Consider the following 22,145-nt stretch of genomic DNA (forward strand, 5'->3'; position numbering starts at 1 on the left):
ATGGAAAATATTTTGGATCTGTGGAATAAAGCACTTCAAAAAATAGAGACAAAATTGAGCAAACCTAGTTTTGAAACATGGATGAAGTCCACTAAAGCCCATTCTCTTCAAGGAGATACGCTGACTATTACTGCACCTAATGAATTTGCGAGGGACTGGCTCGAGTCAAGATACCTTCACTTAATTGCAGATACCATCTATGAACTGACAGGCGAAGAGCTCAGCATCAAATTTATCATTCCTCAAAATCAGGACGAAGAGGAAGCCATGCCAAAATCTCCAATCAAAAAAATGTCGAAAGAAGAACCCGTTGAAATTCCACAAAATATGCTGAATCCAAAATATACATTTGATACTTTTGTTATTGGTTCAGGCAACCGTTTTGCTCATGCAGCTTCACTTGCAGTCGCAGAAGCACCAGCAAAAGCATATAACCCGCTTTTTATTTATGGGGGCGTTGGTTTAGGAAAGACTCACTTAATGCATGCGATCGGTCATTACGTCATCGACCATAATCCATCAGCCAAAGTGGTCTATCTATCATCTGAAAAATTTACAAATGAATTTATCAACTCAATCCGGGACAACAAAGCAGTCGATTTCCGTAATCGCTATCGGAATGTAGATGTGCTTTTGATAGATGATATTCAATTTTTAGCAGGAAAAGAACAAACACAAGAAGAGTTTTTCCATACATTCAACACACTTCACGAAGAAAGTAAGCAAATCGTCATTTCTAGTGACCGGCCGCCAAAGGAAATTCCGACACTTGAAGACAGATTACGCTCTCGATTCGAATGGGGCTTAATTACAGACATTACCCCGCCAGATCTAGAAACGCGTATTGCGATCTTACGTAAAAAAGCAAAAGCAGAAGGTTTAGACATTCCGAATGAAGTCATGCTTTATATTGCCAATCAAATCGACAGCAACATTCGGGAACTGGAAGGTGCTTTGATTCGTGTTGTTGCTTACTCTTCTTTAATCAATAAAGACATCAATGCTGATCTAGCAGCTGAAGCCCTAAAGGACATCATTCCTTCATCAAAACCTAAGGTGATTACAATTAAAGATATTCAAAGAATTGTAGGGCAGCAATTTAATATTCGATTAGAAGATTTCAAAGCGAAGAAACGTACGAAATCAGTTGCTTATCCAAGACAAATTGCGATGTATCTCTCTAGAGAAATGACCGATTCCTCTCTACCTAAAATCGGAGAAGAATTTGGTGGACGAGATCATACGACCGTCATTCATGCTCATGAGAAAATTTCAAAATTAATCGTTGAAGATGAACAGCTTCAGCAGCATGTCAAAGAGATCAAAGAACAACTAAAATAATCAAGCTGATAAGATAAGTACGGGAAAATGTGAATAACTAGAGCATAGTCATACACAGTCTGTCCACATGTGGATAGGCTGTCTTTCCTTTCTTTCTACTGACTTATCCACATATTCACAAGCCCTACTAGTACTTCTACGATTTTTATTAAATAAATATATATACATGTCATTAAGAAAAATTAGGAGGACCACTATGAAATTCACGATTCAAAAAGATCGTCTTGTTGAAAGTGTCCAAGATGTATTAAAGGCCGTATCCTCTAGAACAACGATTCCTATTTTGACAGGGATTAAAATTGTTGCATCTGATGAAGGGGTTTCTCTCACAGGGAGCGATTCTGATATCTCAATCGAATCTTTTATTCCTCAAAGAGATGGAGACTTAGAAGTCATTACAATTGATCGACCAGGAAGTATTGTGCTGCAAGCCCGCTTCTTTAGCGAAATCGTTAAGAAACTGCCTATGTCTACAGTCGAAATTGAGGTAGAACAAAATCATCTGACCATCATCCGCTCTGGTTCAGCAGAATTTAATTTAAACGGCTTAGATGCTGAAGAATATCCGCATCTGCCACAAATTGAAGAGCATCATGCTTTTCAAATTCCAACAGATTTGCTTAAAAACCTTATCCGTCAAACGGTTTTCGCAGTGTCCACCTCAGAAACACGACCTATCTTGACAGGTGTAAACTGGAAGGTTGAAAAAGGTGAATTAATATGCACAGCAACGGATAGCCATCGTCTTGCTTTAAGAAAAGCGAAGTTGGATATTAACGAGGAAAGCTCGTACAATGTGGTCATTCCAGGAAAGAGTTTAACAGAGCTAAGTAAAATTCTTGATGATGGACAAGATCTTGTGAGCATCGTCATTACGGAGACACAGGTTCTCTTTAAAGCACAGAACGTGCTATTCTTCTCAAGATTGCTGGATGGTAATTACCCAGATACAGCTCGCCTCATTCCGCAAGAAAGTAAAACGGATGTAGTGGTGAATACGAAAGAATTCCTTCAAGCGATTGATCGCGCGTCACTTTTAGCAAGAGAAGGGCGTAACAACGTTGTGAAACTTTCTGCTGATCCTGCGCAAAGCCTTGAAATCTCTTCTAACTCGCCTGAAATCGGTAAAGTAGTTGAAACGGTGCAAGCAGATGACATTAAAGGGGAGGATCTCAAAATCTCTTTCAGTCCGAAATATATGCTTGATGCTTTAAAAGTATTAGAGGGAACAGAGATTCATGTCAGTTTCACTGGCGCAATGAGACCATTCCTATTACGCACGCCAAATGATGATTCCATTTTGCAATTGATTCTTCCAGTTAGAACGTATTAATTTGGTCTAAAATGGCTGCTGTGTGAGCGCACAGCAGCTTTTTTCCTCGTTTCCTCAGCTTTCTTTCATCCCAGTTCGCTTTCCCCCTTTCCTTCTTGTCTTGTTTTTTAGTACAATTAGATATTAGTGATATTGAAAGAGGTCGATACAATGCCTAATCTGATAACGATTGAAACAGAAATGATTACATTAGGGCAGTTTTTGAAATTAGCCGAAGTCATTCAATCTGGTGGAATGGCCAAGTGGTTTTTAAGTGAACATGAGGTGTTCATCAATCAAGAGCCAGATAATAGACGGGGACGCAAATTATACCCAGGAGATGTTGTCGAGATAGAAGGTCACGGCACATTTCAAGTTGTGAATTAGAAACGGGTGACAATACATGTACATTCAAAGTCTGGCGTTAACTTCATACCGAAACTATGAACACACCGAGCTTCAATTCGACAATAAGGTGAATGTGATGATTGGTGAGAACGCCCAAGGTAAAACGAACCTGATGGAAGCGATTTATGTATTGTCGATGGCAAAGTCTCATCGTACGTCAAATGATAAAGAACTTATCCGATGGGACGAAGACTATGCTAAAATAGAAGGTAGAGTCATCAAAAAAAATGGTCCACTCCCCATGCAGCTCGTGATCTCAAAAAAAGGAAAAAAGGGCAAGGTCAATCACATTGAACAACAGAAACTCAGTCATTATGTTGGTGCCTTGAACACCATCATGTTTGCACCAGAGGATCTCAGCCTTGTGAAAGGTAGCCCGCAAATCCGCAGAAGATTCCTCGACATGGAGATTGGACAAGTGTCTGCTGTCTACTTGCATGATTTATCGCTCTATCAAAAAATCCTCACTCAGCGAAATCATTACTTGAAACAATTGCAAACAAGAAAGCAAACGGATCAAGCGATGCTGGAGATTTTAACAGAGCAGTTGATTGATGCGGCAGCGAAGGTTGTCAAAAGACGACTGACTTTTACGAAACAGCTCGAAAAATGGGCGCAGCCGCTGCATTTTGGGATTTCAAGAGAGCTGGAAACGCTCACGCTCCAATACCAGACGGCCATAGAGGTATCAGAAGCGTCAGACTTGTCGAAAATAAAAAATAGCTATGAAGAATCGTTTCAGAAACTAAGAGACAGAGAAATAGACCGAGGGGTGACGCTATGGGGGCCTCACAGAGATGATCTTCTTTTCTTTGTGAATGGTCGGGATGTTCAGACATATGGCTCTCAAGGGCAGCAAAGAACAACAGCTCTTTCACTAAAGCTGGCAGAAATTGATCTGATTCATGAAGAAATCGGTGAATATCCTATTCTTCTGCTCGATGATGTTTTATCTGAACTTGATGATTACAGACAGTCTCATTTGCTCCATACCATTCAGGGACGTGTACAGACCTTCGTCACCACAACAAGTGTTGAAGGCATCGATCACGCCACCTTGAAAGAAGCGGAAATTTTCAGAGTAGCCAGTGGAAAAGTAATTGACTGATAAATGAGGTGTGGGTCTTGTATATTCATTTAGGTGATGATTGTGTTGTTTCTACACGAGAGATTGTCGCAATTGTTGATTACAAAATGAGGTCATCTTCTGTTGTAGAGGAATTTCTTCAAAAACAAGAAGAACAAATCATTTCGTTGTCACAAGGGACACCCAAATCCATCGTCGTCACAACTAAATCCGTGTATTACTCTCCTCTTTCCTCAAGCACGCTCAAAAAACGTGCTTCATTTGTGATTGAAATTGAAGTCTAAAAGCTCAATTCATATAAATATATCGTTTAAGAAAAGTGTAGGTGAATGTACGTGGCAATGGAACAGCAACATAATAGTTATGATGAAAATCAGATACAGGTGCTCGAAGGACTAGAAGCGGTTAGAAAACGTCCAGGAATGTACATTGGGTCAACCAGTGCAAAAGGACTTCACCATCTTGTATGGGAAATTGTCGACAACAGTATTGATGAGGCTTTAGCTGGTTATTGTACAGACATTACAGTGCAAATTGAAAAAGATAATAGCATCACAGTGAAAGATAACGGCCGCGGAATTCCTGTTGGGATTCATGAGAAAATGGGACGTCCTGCTGTAGAAGTGATTATGACGGTTCTTCACGCTGGTGGTAAATTTGACGGCAGCGGTTATAAAGTATCTGGCGGTCTGCATGGTGTAGGGGCATCTGTTGTTAATGCGTTATCTACGACCTTAGACGTGACCGTATACCGTGATGGGAAAATTCATTATCAACAATTCAAACGCGGTGTTCCAGTTGGAGATTTAGAGATCATTGGTGAAACAGATGTAACAGGGACAACCACTCATTTTGTGCCAGATCCAGAAATTTTCACTGAAACCATTGAATTTGATTACGACACACTTGCTAACCGTGTACGTGAGTTAGCTTTCTTAACAAAAGGCGTCAACATCATCATTGAAGACTTACGTGAAGGCAAAGAGCGAAGAAACGAATACTGCTATGAAGGCGGTATTAAGAGCTATGTAGAACATTTGAATCGCTCGAAGGAAGTCGTTCATGAAGAACCTGTTTACATCGAGGGTGAAAAAGACGGAATCACCGTTGAAGTTGCACTGCAATACAACGATTCCTATACAAGCAACATCTATTCCTTCGCCAACAACATCAACACATATGAAGGCGGAACACATGAAGCAGGCTTTAAAACAGGTTTGACGCGTGTGATCAATGATTATGCTCGTAAAAATGGCGTATTCAAAGATGGTGACTCGAATTTGAGCGGTGAAGATGTACGAGAAGGCTTAACAGCCATTATCTCTATCAAACATCCAGACCCTCAATTCGAAGGACAAACGAAGACAAAGCTCGGTAACTCAGAAGCAAGAACCATTACCGACTCCCTCTTCTCCGAAGCACTTGAGAAATTCCTCTTAGAGAACCCTGATGCTGCAAAGAAAATTGTGGAGAAAGGTGTGATGGCAGCTCGTGCAAGAATGGCTGCCAAAAAGGCACGTGAGCTGACAAGACGTAAAAGTGCACTGGAAGTCTCTAGCTTGCCTGGGAAACTGGCAGACTGTTCTTCTAAAGATCCTTCCATCTCTGAGCTTTATATCGTAGAGGGAGATTCTGCGGGCGGATCTGCTAAGCAAGGTCGTGATCGACATTTCCAAGCGATCTTACCGTTAAGAGGGAAGATCCTAAACGTTGAAAAAGCACGACTAGATAAAATTTTATCTAACAACGAGGTTCGTTCAATGATTACAGCGCTAGGGACTGGAATCGGAGAAGACTTCACTTTAGAGAAAGCACGTTATCACAAAATTGTAATCATGACTGATGCTGATGTTGATGGAGCGCATATTCGGACGCTACTCCTAACATTCTTCTATCGCTACATGCGTGAAATCATTGAAAACGGTTATGTGTATATTGCACAGCCGCCTTTATATAAAGTGCAACAAGGAAAGCGTGTTGAATACGTGTATAACGATAAACAGCTTGATGAACTGTTAAAAACACTGCCTCAAACACCGAAACCTGGACTTCAGCGTTATAAAGGTCTTGGAGAGATGAATGCTACTCAGCTTTGGGAAACAACAATGGATCCTGATGCGAGAACACTTCTTCAAGTTACACTTGAGGATGCAATCGATGCTGATGAGACTTTTGAAATGCTAATGGGAGATAAAGTAGAGCCGAGACGTAACTTTATCGAAGAAAATGCACAATACGTAAAAAATCTTGATATTTAGATAGGTATCCCCCCTTGAGAGCAACCTTATTTCTTGTTTGGAATAAGGTTGTTTTTCAAGAAACAGGGGCGTGAAACGAATGTCCTGGTTTTCTGCGTTTCGTTGATTTTCTAGTAAATAAATGTGTATAAAGGCAAGATTATTGATATAATGGAGAATAGTCTTGTGAAGATAAATACATATTTTACTCCCACATAATTTATTTCATGTGATACGTAAAGGGAGGTTCTTATAGTGAGTGAACAACATACACCAAATGTACGCGAAGTGAATATTAGCCATGAAATGCGTACGTCCTTTTTAGATTATGCAATGAGTGTTATTGTTTCGCGTGCATTACCAGATGTGCGAGACGGATTGAAGCCCGTGCATCGAAGAATTTTGTATGCGATGAATGACCTAGGTATGACAAGTGATAAACCATTTAAGAAATCTGCACGTATCGTTGGGGAAGTTATCGGTAAGTACCACCCTCACGGTGATAGCGCTGTATATGAAGCGATGGTTCGGATGGCGCAAGATTTCAACTATCGTAATATGCTAGTTGAAGGGCACGGGAACTTTGGGTCTGTCGATGGAGACGGTGCAGCAGCCATGCGATATACCGAGGCACGTCTTTCTAAAATTTCGATGGAGATCCTGCGTGATATCACAAAGGACACCATTGATTATCAAGATAACTATGATGGCAGTGAAAGAGAGCCAGTCGTTATGCCTGCTAGGTTCCCGAACTTATTAGTGAACGGGGCAACTGGAATCGCTGTAGGGATGGCAACGAATATCCCGCCTCACCAACTAGGTGAAGTGATTGATGGGGTATTGGCAATTAGTCAAAATCCTGAAATGACGACACAGGAACTAATGGACATCATTCCAGGTCCAGACTTCCCAACTGCGGGACAAATCATTGGCCGAAGCGGTATTCGTAAAGCGTATGAAACAGGACGCGGCTCTATTACATTACGTGCAAAGTCAAATATCGAAGAAACATCTAGTGGTAAGCAGCGCATTATCATCAATGAGATTCCTTACCAGGTTAACAAAGCTCGTTTGATCGAAAAAATCGCTGATCTTGTCCGTGATAAAAAGATTGATGGCATTACAGATCTTCGTGATGAATCTGACCGTAATGGAATGAGAATTGTCATTGAACTACGAAGAGACGCAAACGTCCATGTTCTATTAAACAATCTTTATAAACAAACGACACTTCAAACGTCCTTCGGTATTAACTTGCTTGCACTTGTTGATGGACAGCCGAAAGTGTTGTCTCTCAAACAATGTCTTGAATATTACCTTGAGCATCAGAAAGTGATCATTCGTCGAAGAACGGCGTATGAATTGCGTAAAGCGGAAGCAAGAGCTCATATTTTAGAAGGCTTAAGAATTGCGCTTGATCACTTAGATGAGGTCATTGCCTTAATTAGAGGCTCTCAAACTGCTGAAATTGCAAGAAATGGTTTGATGGAAAACTATAGCTTGTCTGAAAAACAAGCACAGGCCATTCTCGATATGCGACTCCAGCGTTTGACTGGTTTAGAAAGAGAGAAAATAGAAGATGAATACAAAGGGCTTGTTGAATTGATTGCTGAATTGAAAGCCATTCTAGCAGACAATGAGAAAGTTCTAGAAATCATTAGAGAAGAATTAACAGAAATCAAAGAACGCTTCAATGATACGCGCCGCACAGAAATTGTGACAGCGGGTATAGAAACAATCGAAGACGAAGATTTGATTCCTGTTGAAAATATTGTGATCACACTGACTCATAATGGTTATATTAAGCGCCTGCCTGCATCAACATACCGCAGTCAAAAAAGAGGCGGTAAAGGTGTACAAGGAATGGGAACCAACGAAGATGATTTCGTTGAACAGCTGATCTCAACATCTACGCACGATACGATTCTCTTCTTCTCTAATAAAGGGAAGGTCTATCGAGCGAAGGGCTATGAGATCCCTGAATTCGGACGAACAGCGAAAGGGATTCCGATTATTAACCTTCTTGAAGTAGAAAAGGGAGAGTGGATAAACGCCATTATTCCAGTCAGCGAATTTGATGAAGATTCGTATCTCTTCTTTACAACAAGACACGGTGTATCGAAACGAACGTCATTGTCTCAATTTGCAAACATCCGTAACAACGGTTTGATTGCACTCAGCCTGCGTGATGAAGATGAATTGATGGCTGTTCGTTTAACCAATGGTGAAAAACAAATCATCATCGGAACGAAAAAAGGAATGCTCATTCGTTTCGACGAGACAGATGTTCGTGAAATGGGACGTACAGCAGCTGGAGTTAAAGGGATCACACTTTCTGAGGATGACATCGTCGTTGGAATGGAAATCCTTGAGCCAGATGCAAACGTATTGATCGTAACTGAAAAAGGTTATGGTAAATTAACGCCTGAAAAAGAATATCGTGTCCAAAGCCGTGGTGGTAAAGGTCTGAAAACTTGCAAGATCACTGACAACAACGGTCCGCTTGTTGCAGTGAAGGCGACTAACGCTGAAGCTGAAGAAGACTTGATGATTATCACAGGCAGTGGTGTCATCATCCGTATGGCCGTTTCAGATATCTCCACAACAGGCCGAGTCACTCAAGGTGTCCGCCTGATCCGTCTAGGTGATGATGAACATGTCGCTACAGTGGCATTAGTAGAACAATCACCAGGAGACGATGAAGAGAATAGTGAAGAAAACGTAGAAAATGTAGAGTCAGATCAAGAGCAATCTGAGTAAAGATAAAGCCGGTTTTTCACCGGCTTTATTTTTTTTTGAAAAAACATGATTTTTTTTGAAGTTTATAATGCTTTTTTCATAGATATGTGTTAATCTTTCAAAGGAGCAAAAAGAGGCTCTATTTTTTATCTCTTTCATAACAAAAACTTCTTAAAAAAATAAAATGTTTTTCAAGAAAAATGTTGACTCTTGATAGAGATATATGATATATTTAAGTGGTCGCTTTGAGAGAGTGACAAACAAGTTCTTTGAAAACTAAACAAGACAAAACGTACCTGTTAATTCGAGTTTTTATAAAAAAATCCTATGATACATCATAGGTAGTCAGTCAAACTGGCGAAAAGCAAAACTTCGGTTTTGTACTTTTTCGGAGAGTTTGATCCTGGCTCAGGACGAACGCTGGCGGCGTGCCTAATACATGCAAGTCGAGCGGACAGAAGGGAGCTTGCTCCCGGATGTTAGCGGCGGACGGGTGAGTAACACGTGGGTAACCTGCCTGTAAGACTGGGATAACTCCGGGAAACCGGAGCTAATACCGGATAGTTCCTTGAACCGCATGGTTCAAGGATGAAAGACGGTTTCGGCTGTCACTTACAGATGGACCCGCGGCGCATTAGCTAGTTGGTGAGGTAACGGCTCACCAAGGCGACGATGCGTAGCCGACCTGAGAGGGTGATCGGCCACACTGGGACTGAGACACGGCCCAGACTCCTACGGGAGGCAGCAGTAGGGAATCTTCCGCAATGGACGAAAGTCTGACGGAGCAACGCCGCGTGAGTGATGAAGGTTTTCGGATCGTAAAGCTCTGTTGTTAGGGAAGAACAAGTGCAAGAGTAACTGCTTGCACCTTGACGGTACCTAACCAGAAAGCCACGGCTAACTACGTGCCAGCAGCCGCGGTAATACGTAGGTGGCAAGCGTTGTCCGGAATTATTGGGCGTAAAGGGCTCGCAGGCGGTTTCTTAAGTCTGATGTGAAAGCCCCCGGCTCAACCGGGGAGGGTCATTGGAAACTGGGAAACTTGAGTGCAGAAGAGGAGAGTGGAATTCCACGTGTAGCGGTGAAATGCGTAGAGATGTGGAGGAACACCAGTGGCGAAGGCGACTCTCTGGTCTGTAACTGACGCTGAGGAGCGAAAGCGTGGGGAGCGAACAGGATTAGATACCCTGGTAGTCCACGCCGTAAACGATGAGTGCTAAGTGTTAGGGGGTTTCCGCCCCTTAGTGCTGCAGCTAACGCATTAAGCACTCCGCCTGGGGAGTACGGTCGCAAGACTGAAACTCAAAGGAATTGACGGGGGCCCGCACAAGCGGTGGAGCATGTGGTTTAATTCGAAGCAACGCGAAGAACCTTACCAGGTCTTGACATCCTCTGACAACCCTAGAGATAGGGCTTTCCCTTCGGGGACAGAGTGACAGGTGGTGCATGGTTGTCGTCAGCTCGTGTCGTGAGATGTTGGGTTAAGTCCCGCAACGAGCGCAACCCTTGATCTTAGTTGCCAGCATTTAGTTGGGCACTCTAAGGTGACTGCCGGTGACAAACCGGAGGAAGGTGGGGATGACGTCAAATCATCATGCCCCTTATGACCTGGGCTACACACGTGCTACAATGGACAGAACAAAGGGCTGCGAGACCGCAAGGTTTAGCCAATCCCACAAATCTGTTCTCAGTTCGGATCGCAGTCTGCAACTCGACTGCGTGAAGCTGGAATCGCTAGTAATCGCGGATCAGCATGCCGCGGTGAATACGTTCCCGGGCCTTGTACACACCGCCCGTCACACCACGAGAGTTTGCAACACCCGAAGTCGGTGAGGTAACCTTTATGGAGCCAGCCGCCGAAGGTGGGGCAGATGATTGGGGTGAAGTCGTAACAAGGTAGCCGTATCGGAAGGTGCGGCTGGATCACCTCCTTTCTAAGGATATATGGAGCAGCGTACGTTTTTCGTCTTGTTTAGTTTTGAAGGAACTTGCAAAAGATCCTACAACATCATATCTTCGATATGAAAGATGGGCCTGTAGCTCAGCTGGTTAGAGCGCACGCCTGATAAGCGTGAGGTCGGTGGTTCGAGTCCACTCAGGCCCACCATCTTCTATTAAATCGGGGCCTTAGCTCAGCTGGGAGAGCGCCTGCCTTGCACGCAGGAGGTCAGCGGTTCGATCCCGCTAGGCTCCACCAACGTGTTCTTTGAAAACTAGATAACAATAAGTAATACATTCACATTGAATGCAATGCAAAGTTCATCACACATAGTGATTCTTTCTAAAGTAAGAAATGGTTAAGTTAGAAAGGGCGCACGGTGGATGCCTTGGCACTAGGAGCCGATGAAGGACGGGACGAACACCGATATGCTTCGGGGAGCTGTAAGCAAGCTTTGATCCGGAGATTTCCGAATGGGGAAACCCACTGCTCGTAATGGAGTAGTATCCATACTTGAATACATAGAGTATGAGAAGGCATACCCGGGGAACTGAAACATCTAAGTACCCGGAGGAAGAGAAAGCAAATGCGATTCCCTGAGTAGCGGCGAGCGAAACGGGAACAGCCCAAACCAAGAGGCTTGCCTCTTGGGGTTGTAGGACACTCTATACGGAGTTACAAAGGAACGATATAAGCGAAGAGGTCTGGAAAGGCCCGCCAAAGAAGGTAACAGCCCTGTAACTGAAATGTTGTTCTCTCCAGAGTGGATCCTGAGTACGGCGGAACACGTGAAATTCCGTCGGAATCCGGGAGGACCATCTCCCAAGGCTAAATACTCCCTAGTGACCGATAGTGAACCAGTACCGTGAGGGAAAGGTGAAAAGCACCCCGGAAGGGGAGTGAAATAGATCCTGAAACCGTGTGCCTACAAGTAGTCAGAGCCCGTTAACGGGTGATGGCGTGCCTTTTGTAGAATGAACCGGCGAGTTACGATCCCGTGCAAGGTTAAGCAGAAGATGCGGAGCCGCAGCGAAAGCGAGTCTGAATAGGGCGCATGAGTACGTGGTCGTAGACCCGAAACCAGGTGATCTACCCATGTCCAGGGTGAAGTTCAGGTAACACTGAATGGAGGCCCGAACCCACGCACGTTGAAAAGTGCGGGGATGAGGTGTGGGTAGGGGTGAAATGCCAATCGAACCTGGAGATAGCTGGTTCTCTCCGAAATAGCTTTAGGGCTAGCCTCAAGGTAAGAGTCTCGGAGGTAGAGCACTGATTGGACTAGGGGCCCCTACCGGGTTACCGAATTCAGTCAAACTCCGAATGCCGATGACTTATCCTTGGGAGTCAGACTGCGAGTGATAAGATCCGTAGTCGAAAGGGAAACAGCCCAGACCGCCAGCTAAGGTCCCAAAGTATACGTTAAGTGGAAAAGGATGTGGAGTTGCTTAGACAACCAGGATGTTGGCTTAGAAGCAGCCACCATTTAAAGAGTGCGTAATAGCTCACTGGTCGAGTGACTCTGCGCCGAAAATGTACCGGGGCTAAACGTATCACCGAAGCTGCGGACTGTTCTTACGAACAGTGGTAGGAGAGCGTTCTAAGTGCAGTGAAGTCAGACCGGAAGGACTGGTGGAGCGCTTAGAAGTGAGAATGCCGGTATGAGTAGCGAAAGACGGGTGAGAATCCCGTCCACCGAATGCCTAAGGTTTCCTGAGGAAGGCTCGTCCGCTCAGGGTTAGTCGGGACCTAAGCCGAGGCCGAAAGGCGTAGGCGATGGACAACAGGTTGATATTCCTGTACCACCTCCTCACCATTTGAGCAATGGGGGGACGCAGGAGGATAGGGTAAGCGCGGTATTGGATATCCGCGTCCAAGCAGTTAGGCTGGGAAATAGGCAAATCCGTTTCCCGTGAAGGCTGAGCTGTGATGGCGAGCGAAATTTAGTAGCGAAGTTCCTGATTCCACACTGCCAAGAAAAGCCTCTAGCGAGGTGAGAGGTGCCCGTACCGCAAACCGACACAGGTAGGCGAGGAGAGAATCCTAAGGTGATCGAGAGAACTCTCGTTAAGGAACTCGGCAAAATGACCCCGTAACTTCGGGAGAAGGGGTGCTTCTTAGGGTGTTAAAGCCCCGAGAAGCCGCAGTGAATAGGCCCAGGCGACTGTTTAGCAAAAACACAGGTCTCTGCGAAGCCGTAAGGCGAAGTATAGGGGCTGACGCCTGCCCGGTGCTGGAAGGTTAAGAGGAGCGCTTAGCGTAAGCGAAGGTGCGAATTGAAGCCCCAGTAAACGGCGGCCGTAACTATAACGGTCCTAAGGTAGCGAAATTCCTTGTCGGGTAAGTTCCGACCCGCACGAAAGGCGCAACGATCTGGGCACTGTCTCAACGAGAGACTCGGTGAAATTATAGTACCTGTGAAGATGCAGGTTACCCGCGACAGGACGGAAAGACCCCGTGGAGCTTTACTGCAGCCTGATATTGAATGTTGGTACAGCTTGTACAGGATAGGTAGGAGCCTTGGAAACCGGAGCGCTAGCTTCGGTGGAGGCATCGGTGGGATACTACCCTGGCTGTATTGACCTTCTAACCCGCTGCCCTTATCGGGCAGGGAGACAGTGTCAGGTGGGCAGTTTGACTGGGGCGGTCGCCTCCTAAAATGTAACGGAGGCGCCCAAAGGTTCCCTCAGAATGGTTGGAAATCATTCGCAGAGTGTAAAGGCACAAGGGAGCTTGACTGCGAGACCTACAAGTCGAGCAGGGACGAAAGTCGGGCTTAGTGATCCGGTGGTTCCGCATGGAAGGGCCATCGCTCAACGGATAAAAGCTACCCCGGGGATAACAGGCTTATCTCCCCCAAGAGTCCACATCGACGGGGAGGTTTGGCACCTCGATGTCGGCTCATCGCATCCTGGGGCTGTAGTCGGTCCCAAGGGTTGGGCTGTTCGCCCATTAAAGCGGTACGCGAGCTGGGTTCAGAACGTCGTGAGACAGTTCGGTCCCTATCCGTCGCGGGCGCAGGAAATTTGAGAGGAGCTGTCCTTAGTACGAGAGGACCGGGATGGACGCACCGCTGGTGTACCAGTTGTTCTGCCAAGGGCATCGCTGGGTAGCTATGTGCGGACGGGATAAGTGCTGAAAGCATCTAAGCATGAAGCCCCCCTCAAGATGAGATTTCCCATTCCGCAAGGAAGTAAGATCCCTGAAAGATGATCAGGTTGATAGGTCTGAGGTGGAAGCGTGGTGACACGTGGAGCTGACAGATACTAATAGATCGAGGACTTAACCTATATTCTAATGTGAAAAATGAACATTGTTATCTAGTTTTGAGAGAACATTCTCTCCATCAGGTTTGGTGGCGATAGCGAAGAGGTCACACCCGTTCCCATACCGAACACGGAAGTTAAGCTCTTCAGCGCCGATGGTAGTTGGGGGTTTCCCCCTGTGAGAGTAGGACGCCGCCAAGCTTTTCAAAGGATCAGTTCCAATCGGAACTGGTCTTTTTTGTGTTTTCTTCTAGCAGCATCATGATATAAGCCGGAAACTTGTCCTCGGCAATCTCCATATAACGTTCAATCATGACATAATCATCACTAATGTATTGAGATAAAAGCTCGTACCACCATTCTGTTTCGTAGCGGGCAATCATACTGAGATTATACATTAACAAGTAATGGCTGATGATCTCAGGAATCCCTAAAAAGGCATCTCGCGTTGATGGAATGAACCATTGATTCATTTCTAAATCATAATGAAGATGAGTAGCAAGAGCAGGGTTTTCTTCTGAAAATACATCAAATGTTAGTTTTTTAGCTTCTCGTTGCTTAAGCTTCCAAGTTGTATGGAACTCAAAATATTCAATAAAACGTTCGGCAGACATGTTATAGAGCAAGGGAATATGATCTTGAATCAACATGCCATTTGCTTGTTCTATTTTCACTAAAGTAGAGGGTTGTTTTTGAAACTCCAGAATATGACCCATTTCAGGTATTTTTGAAAGGAGATTGATCATCGTAAATCGTTCATCTTCAAGACCATTTAAATGAAATAAGTGCTTTAATACATGCATACATAATCCGTTTCGCTGAATCTTGACTTCATCCTCACTAAAACGATAATGTTGCTTCTTTCTTTTTCTTGAGGTGACACCATGAGCTAAGACAGAGGTTTGAGAAGGATAGTCGGGATCCACTGTCAGCAAACATGCCTTTAACAGCTGTGCCATTCCATAAAACAATAAAATCGGTTTTAGTTCAAGCGGAGCTGATGCGGCTTGGTCATAAAATGTATGACCGTGCTTTAAAAAGTAAATAAATCGTTCACAGTTTTTATAGGCCTGCTGGTTTGCCTCCTGAATGTTCCGTTTCTCGTACTGTTGAAATAGAAACTTTTGGGAAGTTTCAAGTGAGTAAAAACGTTTTAAATCCTTCCATCCTGAACTTTTCATCTTCTTCCTCAACTCTCTTTATATTTTCTAAAAATTGCAACTGTTTGTTGCTTCCTTGACATGCTGTTTCCTAGTTGATAATCTACATATAATATTTTGCCGAAAAGAGGGGGATTTACTAATGTGGGAAAGTAAATTTTCAAAAGAAGGTTTGACGTTTGACGATGTGTTGCTTGTTCCAGCAAAGTCTGAGGTGCTTCCGCGTGATGTCAATTTATCAGTTGAGTTAACAAGCACTTTAAAGCTGAACATTCCAATTATTAGTGCAGGAATGGATACTGTGACGGAATCGCAAATGGCGATTGCAATGGCACGTCAAGGTGGTCTTGGAATCATCCATAAGAACATGTCTATTGAGCAGCAAGCTGAACAAGTGGACAAAGTAAAACGTTCAGAGCGTGGTGTTATTACAAATCCATTTTTCTTAACACCGGATCATCAAGTATTCGATGCAGAACATTTAATGGGTAAATATCGTATTTCTGGTGTACCGATTGTCAATAACGAACAAGATCAAAAGCTTGTTGGGATTATTACGAACCGTGACCTTCGTTTTATTTCGGATTATTCAATGAAGATTAGCGACGTGATGACAAAAGAGGAACTTGTGACAGCTTCTGTTGGAACAACATTAGAAGAAGCTGAAAAAATCCTTCAGCAATATAAAATTGAAAAATTACCTCTTTTAGATGACGAAGGAACATTAAAAGGTCTCATCACCATCAAAGATATTGAAAAAGTGATTGAATTCCCTAACTCCTCTAAAGATGCACATGGCCGTTTAATTGTTGGTGCCGCTGTAGGTGTCACTGGCGATACAATGACTCGTGTGAAAAAATTAGTAGAAGCCAATGTTGATGTGATCGTCATTGATACAGCACACGGTCATTCTCAAGGTGTTCTAGACACTGTATCGAAAATCCGTGAAACGTATCCTTCTCTTAACATCATTGCTGGTAACGTTGCAACAGCTGAAGCAACAAAAGCATTGTTTGAAGCTGGAGCAGATATTGTAAAAGTGGGTATTGGACCAGGATCGATTTGTACAACACGTGTTGTTGCAGGGGTCGGTGTACCACAAATCACAGCGATTTATGACTGTGCAACAGAAGCAAGAAAGCATGGTAAATCTATTATTGCAGATGGTGGAATTAAATATTCAGGTGATATCGTGAAAGCATTAGCTTCTGGTGGACATGCTGTTATGCTGGGAAGCCTTCTTGCTGGTACATCTGAAAGCCCAGGAGAAACAGAAATTTTCCAAGGCAGACGTTTCAAAGTATATCGTGGTATGGGTTCTGTTGCTGCAATGGAAAAAGGAAGTAAAGATCGTTACTTCCAAGAAGATAATAAAAAATTCGTTCCAGAAGGTATCGAAGGACGTACACCGTATAAAGGACCAGTTGTTGACACTGTTTACCAACTTGTTGGCGGTATTCGCTCTGGTATGGGCTACTGTGGAACACAGGACTTACGTACTCTTAGAGAAGAAGCACAATTCATTCGCATGACAGGTGCAGGTCTTCGTGAGAGCCATCCACATGATGTACAAATTACAAAAGAATCACCAAACTACACAATTTCTTGATAAATTGTGACAATCAAATTACATTTGACAGGGTCTATGACTCTGTCTATTTTTTTTGTCTTTATTGTGATAAAATTTATACTGTTGTGTCGAAATAAGCCCTTGTGGATTAAATATATATGAAAAACGTCGAAAAAAGATGAATACGGAGGTATGACGATTGAACAGCAAGATGTTGAAACAGCTTATGGTCTCTATCCTTGCATTGGCATTGATTGTTACTGCATTTACCCCAATGTCCAAAGCAAAAGCGGCTGAAGATCCATTCAATGTGAATGCGAAAGCAGCCATCCTTATTGAAGCTTCTACAGGTAAAATTCTTTATAGTAAAAACGCAGAACAAAGACTGCCTATTGCAAGTATGGCAAAGATGATGACAGAGTATCTATTACTAGAGGCGATTGCTGAAGGCAAAGTGAAATGGGATCAAACATATACGCCAGATGATTACGTGTACGAAATTTCTCAGGACCGCAGTTTATCCAATGTTCCATTGAGAAAAGATGGTTCGTATACTGTCAAAGAACTTTATCAAGCAACGGCTATTTATTCAGCAAATGCAGCAGCAATTGGTCTAGCAGAGGTAATCGCTGGATCAGAATCAAAGTTTGTTGAAAAAATGAATGCAAAAGCAAAAGAACTTGGCTTAACCAATTACAAATTCGTGAATGCAACTGGATTAGAAAATAAAGACTTACATGGCAAACAGCCAAAAGGTACGGGACCTGATGAAGAAAGCGAAGTTTCCGCAAAGGATATGGCTTTGCTTGCACAGCATCTCATCAAAGATCATCCAGAAATTCTTGAAACAGCAAGCATCGCGAAAACAAAGTTCAGAGAAGGCACAGATGACGAAATGGACATGCCAAACTGGAACTTTATGCTTAAAGGGCTTGTGAAAGAATATGAAGGCGTAGACGGTCTGAAAACGGGATCTACTGATTCAGCTGGTTCTAGCTTCACAGGTACAGCAAAACGTGGTGACATGCGTGTGATCGCAGTTGTCCTTAATGCTAAAGGAAATCTTCATACAGCTCGTTTTGATGTGGCGAAAAAATTGTTCGATTATGCCTTTAAAAACTTCACGATGAAAGAAATGTACAAAAAAGGCCAACAAATCAAGGGACATGAAAACATCGAAGTCGATAAAGGGAAAGATAAAGAAGTACCCGTCGTGACGAAAGAAGCTTTCTCTGTACCGGTTAAAAATGGTGACGAGAAGAGCTATAAAGCGAAAGTAAATATTGATAAAAAGAACCTAGAAGCTCCTATTAAAAAAGGAACGAAGGTTGGCATGCTAACGACTTCTTATTCTGGTGATGAGAAGGACTACGGCTATTTGAGTAAAGACCAATCAGGTGTTGAGCTTGTGACGAAAACAGGTGATGAAAAAGCAAACTGGTTCATCCTTGCAATGCGTGGTGTAGGTGGATTCTTCGCTGGCATTTGGGGCGGAATCGTCGACACAGTAAAAGGTTGGTTCTAATAAAAAAACTGCTCTCTATATATGAGAGCAGTTTTTTTATCATTAAAAGAAAAGAGATTGTTTGTGGTTTTGAGGTGAAGACAAGGCCTGCTGAAAAATACCACATAACTTTTCCATACCTTCCGTCAGTGCCTTTTCATTCACATAAGAAAAACTGAGACGTATATAATTCTGCTTCGGCTCCCCAGGATAGCAGACAGAGCCAGGCAGGAAGGTGATTTGTTGCTTCCGCGCCTCATGTAATAGGGCACGTGTATCGACCCAGGAAGGAAAGCTAAGCCACAAATTGAGCCCGCCCTGTGGGATTTGCCAGGTGACGTCCTTTGGCGCATGCTTTGTCAACACATCCATCATCAAATCGCGTCTCACCTTCAAGGCAGTTCTTAATTTTTTCGTATGATCGATCATTTTCTTGGAAGTGAGAAACGGTAAGATCGCCTTTTGGGTGAGAAGCGGGCTCCCTAAATCATTATTGGCTTTTGCAGCTAATAAACGGTTAAATATAGAGCCTGACGCTGTAATAATTCCAATTCTGCATCCTGGAGCCAGTGTCTTGCTTAATCCTCGTAAATAAATGACGTGTCCATCGTGATCTAGGCTTTTAATGGGTGCCGGCGGTTTCTTTTCAAAATAAAGCTCACGATAAGGATCATCCTCTACAATGAGACAATCAATGCTTTGTGCCAGTAAAAGCAGCTGTTTTCTTCGTTTCATCGACATACTGGCGCCTGTAGGACTGTGAAAAGTAGGAATGGTATAGATGAGCTTTGGTTTATATTTATCACAAATGCTTTGAAGCTGTTTCATGTTCATTCCTTCATGATCGACAGGAACCGTAATAATTCGTGCCCCTCTCCCCATAAAGACATCAATTGCGCCTGGATAAGTGGGCGCCTCCATGACAACTACATCATCCGGCCCGATAAATGTACGTGCCACTAAATCAAGTCCTTGCTGAGAACCGCTTGTGACAAGGATATTTTCAGGAGTAGAAGGGACATCTAATTTTTCTAGAAATGATTGAATGACCTGACGAAGCTGAAGGTCACCTTGTATTTCTCCGTATTTTGACATGATTTGAGGATGCCGGGCTAGGACATGCTGCATTTCTTTTTCTAAATACCGGTTAGGTAAAAGACCAGGATCAATCATAGAGGAAGAAAGATTAATGGCTTCTTCGACATAGTGATACTGAGCAAATTGAGACCTTGGTAAATAATCTGGGATCGATAACTGCCAATCGAAAGAAGTAGATGATTGAACCGGGATGTCAGTTTGCTCATGCTGCTCATTCACAAACGTACCTTTCCCTTGTACAGTCGTTAAAAATCCGTCGTCCTTAAGCCGTGTATAGGCTTTTGCTGCTGTGACAAGACTCACATTCAGCTGTTTCGCTAGATCACGTACAGTCGGCAGCTTATCGCCTTGCTGAAGCAGACCTGATTGGATGTGATCAACGATGGAAAAATAAATCTGATTTGAAAGAGATGTATCTGAATGTCGATGGATATCAATATGCATGAAAATCCTCCAATGGGTGTGGAATTGTTATAGATGGTTTCGAATTGTTATAGATGCATTATAACATGTTAATAACACTTAAAAGAGGGAATGATGCCTTTTTAACTATAAAACCTTGATATATAAGGGTTTTTTCTTTTTTATGAGCTAATTGAATTGTTATACTATTCTCTTTATTGTTATACTCTATCGCTTGTATGATAAAGGTGTTGAATCAATCGAATAGACAAATGGGAGGAAACAATTGTGAGCAATAAGGGAACTGAACGAGTAAAACGTGGAATGGCAGAAATGCAAAAAGGTGGCGTCATTATGGATGTCGTCAATGCTGAGCAGGCAAAAATCGCAGAAGAAGCAGGCGCAGTGGCAGTAATGGCACTAGAACGAGTACCAGCTGATATCCGTGCAGCAGGCGGTGTTGCCCGTATGGCAGATCCAAGAATCGTAGAAGAAGTACAAAATGCAGTAACGATTCCAGTCATGGCAAAAGCACGTATCGGCCACATCGTGGAAGCTCGTGTTCTTGAAGCACTTGGTGTTGATTATATTGATGAGAGTGAAGTGCTGACGCCCGCAGATGAGGAATTCCATTTAAATAAAAATGAATACACAGTACCTTTCGTATGTGGCTGCCGTGATCTAGGTGAAGCGACTCGTCGTATTGCAGAAGGTGCATCTATGTTGCGTACAAAAGGTGAGCCTGGTACAGGAAATATTGTAGAAGCTGTTCGTCATATGAGAAAGGTCAATGCTCAAATTCGTAAAGTTGTTGCAATGAGCGAAGATGAATTGATGACAGAAGCCAAGAATCTAGGCGCACCTTATGAATTATTGGTTCAAATTAAAAAAGACGGCAAATTGCCGGTTGTAAACTTTGCTGCTGGAGGTGTTGCAACACCAGCAGATGCAGCATTAATGATGCAGCTTGGAGCAGATGGTGTATTTGTCGGCTCTGGTATCTTCAAATCAGACAATCCAGCTAAGTTTGCAAAAGCGATTGTAGAAGCAACGACTCATTTCACAGATTACCGTCTAATTGCAGAGCTTTCTAAAGAGCTTGGAACAGCGATGAAAGGAATTGAAATTTCAAATCTATTGCCAGAAGAGCGTATGCAAGAGCGTGGCTGGTAATTAAGGGAGCGCAAACGAACATGCTAACAATTGGTGTACTAGGGCTTCAAGGAGCGGTGAGAGAGCATATTCAATCGATTGAAGCTTGTGGCGCAGCGGGAAAGATCATCAAGCGGGTAGAGGAGTTAGAAATTGTTGACGGTCTCATTATCCCTGGTGGTGAAAGTACGACGATGAGAAGACTCATGGATACGTACCAATTCATTGAACCGATTAAAGCGTTCGCTGCTCAAGGTAAACCGATATTTGGGACTTGTGCCGGTTTGATTATGCTGGCAAAGCATATAGAAGATCGAGAAGATGCTCATCTTGGACTGTTAAATGTATCTGTTGCACGTAATTCGTTTGGCAGACAGGTAGATAGCTTTGAAGCAGATGTAGAAGTGAAAGGACTGGATGCGCCGTTTACAGGAGTGTTCATCCGTGCGCCTCATATCATCAGCGCAGATGAGAGCGTAGAGGTCATGGCTGAGTATGACGGCAGGATTGTGATGGCGAAAGAAAACAATATCTTAGGTTGTTCTTTTCATCCAGAGCTGACAGACGACCATCGGTTAACACAGCTGTTTGTTGAGATGGTGGAGTCCTATAAAACGAAGCTTGCTGTATAAAACGGTTGAAAAGAGATAAAACTTATAGTACATTAAAATCACAATCAAAGATCGAAAAAGCGTTGACGGGAAATAGTAAGAAGCCCCTCTTTCTCAGAGAGCCGATGGTTGGTGAGAATCGGTGAAAGATGCATTCTGAATCCATCCTTGAGCGAAATGCTGAAACACGAAGTAAGCATTTACGGTGATGCCGTTACAGAGGAAAGAGGAAAGCATGCTTTTGGCGTGTTTTCAATCAGGGTGGCAACGCGAGAGCTCTCGTCCCTTTCATGGGATGAGGGCTCTTTTTATTTTTCGATAA

General features: G+C 43.4%; 13 protein-coding genes, 2 tRNA genes, 3 rRNA genes and 1 other annotated feature. Of the genes, 16 read left to right on the forward strand and 2 right to left on the reverse strand.

Features of this window, described 5'->3' with window-relative positions:
* The 12 genes from dnaA to rrf all read left to right on the forward strand — a co-directional run bounded on the left by dnaA (position 1) and on the right by rrf (position 14,527).
* On the forward strand, positions 1 to 1,341 hold the full coding sequence (gene dnaA, locus NST73_RS00005; protein WP_008347594.1) for a chromosomal replication initiator protein DnaA: 1,341 nt from the start codon (positions 1 to 3) through the stop codon (positions 1,339 to 1,341).
* Positions 1,342 to 1,537: 196 nt separating this feature from the next.
* Positions 1,538 to 2,674 carry a DNA polymerase III subunit beta gene (gene dnaN / locus NST73_RS00010; RefSeq protein ID WP_008347596.1) on the forward strand — a complete coding sequence of 379 codons (1,137 nt, stop codon included), beginning with the start codon at positions 1,538 to 1,540 and terminating at the stop codon, positions 2,672 to 2,674.
* Positions 2,675 to 2,824: 150 nt separating this feature from the next.
* On the forward strand, positions 2,825 to 3,040 hold the full coding sequence (yaaA, locus tag NST73_RS00015) for a S4 domain-containing protein YaaA (protein ID WP_008347598.1): 216 nt from the start codon (positions 2,825 to 2,827) through the stop codon (positions 3,038 to 3,040).
* Between the two features lie 16 nt (positions 3,041 to 3,056).
* Positions 3,057 to 4,169: a DNA replication/repair protein RecF gene (gene recF / locus NST73_RS00020; RefSeq protein ID WP_007497487.1), complete on the forward strand. Its 1,113-nt coding sequence runs from the start codon at positions 3,057 to 3,059 to the stop codon at positions 4,167 to 4,169.
* Positions 4,170 to 4,186: 17 nt separating this feature from the next.
* Complete coding sequence (locus NST73_RS00025; protein WP_024718423.1) at positions 4,187 to 4,432, forward strand: extracellular matrix/biofilm biosynthesis regulator RemA family protein; 246 nt, start codon at positions 4,187 to 4,189, stop codon at positions 4,430 to 4,432.
* Positions 4,433 to 4,489: 57 nt separating this feature from the next.
* Positions 4,490 to 6,406 (forward strand): DNA topoisomerase (ATP-hydrolyzing) subunit B, encoded by a 1,917-nt coding sequence (gene gyrB, locus NST73_RS00030; RefSeq protein ID WP_024718422.1) that lies wholly within the window; start codon positions 4,490 to 4,492, stop codon positions 6,404 to 6,406.
* A 234-nt stretch (positions 6,407 to 6,640) separates the two neighbouring features.
* Positions 6,641 to 9,145, forward strand: coding sequence for a DNA gyrase subunit A (gene gyrA / locus NST73_RS00035; RefSeq protein ID WP_277519146.1), 2,505 nt, complete (start codon positions 6,641 to 6,643; stop codon positions 9,143 to 9,145).
* Positions 9,146 to 9,509: 364 nt separating this feature from the next.
* Positions 9,510 to 11,058 (forward strand): 16S ribosomal RNA (locus tag NST73_RS00040).
* Positions 11,059 to 11,154: 96 nt separating this feature from the next.
* Positions 11,155 to 11,231: transfer RNA gene (locus tag NST73_RS00045), tRNA-Ile, on the forward strand.
* Between the two features lie 14 nt (positions 11,232 to 11,245).
* Positions 11,246 to 11,321, forward strand: a tRNA-Ala gene (locus NST73_RS00050).
* A gap of 98 nt (positions 11,322 to 11,419) precedes the next feature.
* Positions 11,420 to 14,350 (forward strand): 23S ribosomal RNA (locus NST73_RS00055).
* Positions 14,351 to 14,411: 61 nt separating this feature from the next.
* Positions 14,412 to 14,527, forward strand: a 5S ribosomal RNA gene (gene rrf, locus NST73_RS00060).
* Together the 16S, 23S and 5S rRNA genes with 2 tRNA genes alongside form the textbook arrangement of a ribosomal RNA operon.
* An 11-nt stretch (positions 14,528 to 14,538) precedes the next feature.
* Here the strand turns inward: rrf and NST73_RS00065 are convergent.
* Entirely contained in the window at positions 14,539 to 15,507 is a 969-nt protein-coding gene (locus tag NST73_RS00065) for a YaaC family protein (protein WP_144668620.1), read from the reverse strand.
* A 121-nt stretch (positions 15,508 to 15,628) separates the two neighbouring features.
* Here NST73_RS00065 and guaB point away from each other — a divergent pair, with 121 nt between their 5' ends.
* Positions 15,629 to 17,095 carry an IMP dehydrogenase gene (gene guaB, locus NST73_RS00070; RefSeq protein ID WP_008342039.1) on the forward strand — a complete coding sequence of 489 codons (1,467 nt, stop codon included), beginning with the start codon at positions 15,629 to 15,631 and terminating at the stop codon, positions 17,093 to 17,095.
* Between the two features lie 160 nt (positions 17,096 to 17,255).
* Entirely contained in the window at positions 17,256 to 18,581 is a 1,326-nt protein-coding gene (locus NST73_RS00075; RefSeq protein ID WP_008342036.1) for a D-alanyl-D-alanine carboxypeptidase family protein, read from the forward strand.
* Positions 18,582 to 18,623: 42 nt separating this feature from the next.
* Here the strand turns inward: NST73_RS00075 and NST73_RS00080 are convergent, their stop codons facing one another.
* Positions 18,624 to 20,102: a PLP-dependent aminotransferase family protein gene (locus NST73_RS00080; protein ID WP_058214427.1), complete on the reverse strand. Its 1,479-nt coding sequence runs from the start codon at positions 20,100 to 20,102 to the stop codon at positions 18,624 to 18,626.
* 246 nt (positions 20,103 to 20,348) lie between these two features.
* Here NST73_RS00080 and pdxS point away from each other — a divergent pair, with 246 nt between their 5' ends.
* Positions 20,349 to 21,233, forward strand: a complete 885-nt coding sequence (gene pdxS, locus NST73_RS00085) for a pyridoxal 5'-phosphate synthase lyase subunit PdxS (RefSeq protein ID WP_039170343.1) — start codon at positions 20,349 to 20,351, stop codon at positions 21,231 to 21,233.
* A 20-nt stretch (positions 21,234 to 21,253) separates the two neighbouring features.
* Positions 21,254 to 21,844, forward strand: coding sequence for a pyridoxal 5'-phosphate synthase glutaminase subunit PdxT (gene pdxT, locus NST73_RS00090; RefSeq protein WP_008342030.1), 591 nt, complete (start codon positions 21,254 to 21,256; stop codon positions 21,842 to 21,844).
* Positions 21,845 to 21,897: 53 nt separating this feature from the next.
* Positions 21,898 to 22,113: a binding site (T-box leader), on the forward strand.
* Positions 22,114 to 22,145: the final 32 nt, after the last annotated feature.

The sequence above is a fragment of the Bacillus sp. FSL W7-1034 genome (assembly GCF_038593365.1).
GTDB classification, from domain to species: domain Bacteria; phylum Bacillota; class Bacilli; order Bacillales; family Bacillaceae; genus Bacillus; species Bacillus altitudinis.

What these genes read in the sequence shown, in the direction of transcription:
- NST73_RS00080 (WP_058214427.1), bottom strand. Translation starts at nt 20,102, where the DNA reads ATGCATATTGATATCCATCGACATTCAGATACATCTCTTTCAAATCAG.
- yaaA (WP_008347598.1), top strand. Translation starts at nt 2,825, where the DNA reads ATGCCTAATCTGATAACGATTGAAACAGAAATGATTACATTAGGGCAG.
- pdxT (WP_008342030.1), top strand. Translation starts at nt 21,254, where the DNA reads ATGCTAACAATTGGTGTACTAGGGCTTCAAGGAGCGGTGAGAGAGCAT.
- recF (WP_007497487.1), top strand. Translation starts at nt 3,057, where the DNA reads ATGTACATTCAAAGTCTGGCGTTAACTTCATACCGAAACTATGAACAC.
- NST73_RS00065 (WP_144668620.1), bottom strand. Translation starts at nt 15,507, where the DNA reads ATGAAAAGTTCAGGATGGAAGGATTTAAAACGTTTTTACTCACTTGAA.
- gyrB (WP_024718422.1), top strand. Translation starts at nt 4,490, where the DNA reads ATGGAACAGCAACATAATAGTTATGATGAAAATCAGATACAGGTGCTC.
- dnaA (WP_008347594.1), top strand. Translation starts at nt 1, where the DNA reads ATGGAAAATATTTTGGATCTGTGGAATAAAGCACTTCAAAAAATAGAG.
- guaB (WP_008342039.1), top strand. Translation starts at nt 15,629, where the DNA reads ATGTGGGAAAGTAAATTTTCAAAAGAAGGTTTGACGTTTGACGATGTG.
- dnaN (WP_008347596.1), top strand. Translation starts at nt 1,538, where the DNA reads ATGAAATTCACGATTCAAAAAGATCGTCTTGTTGAAAGTGTCCAAGAT.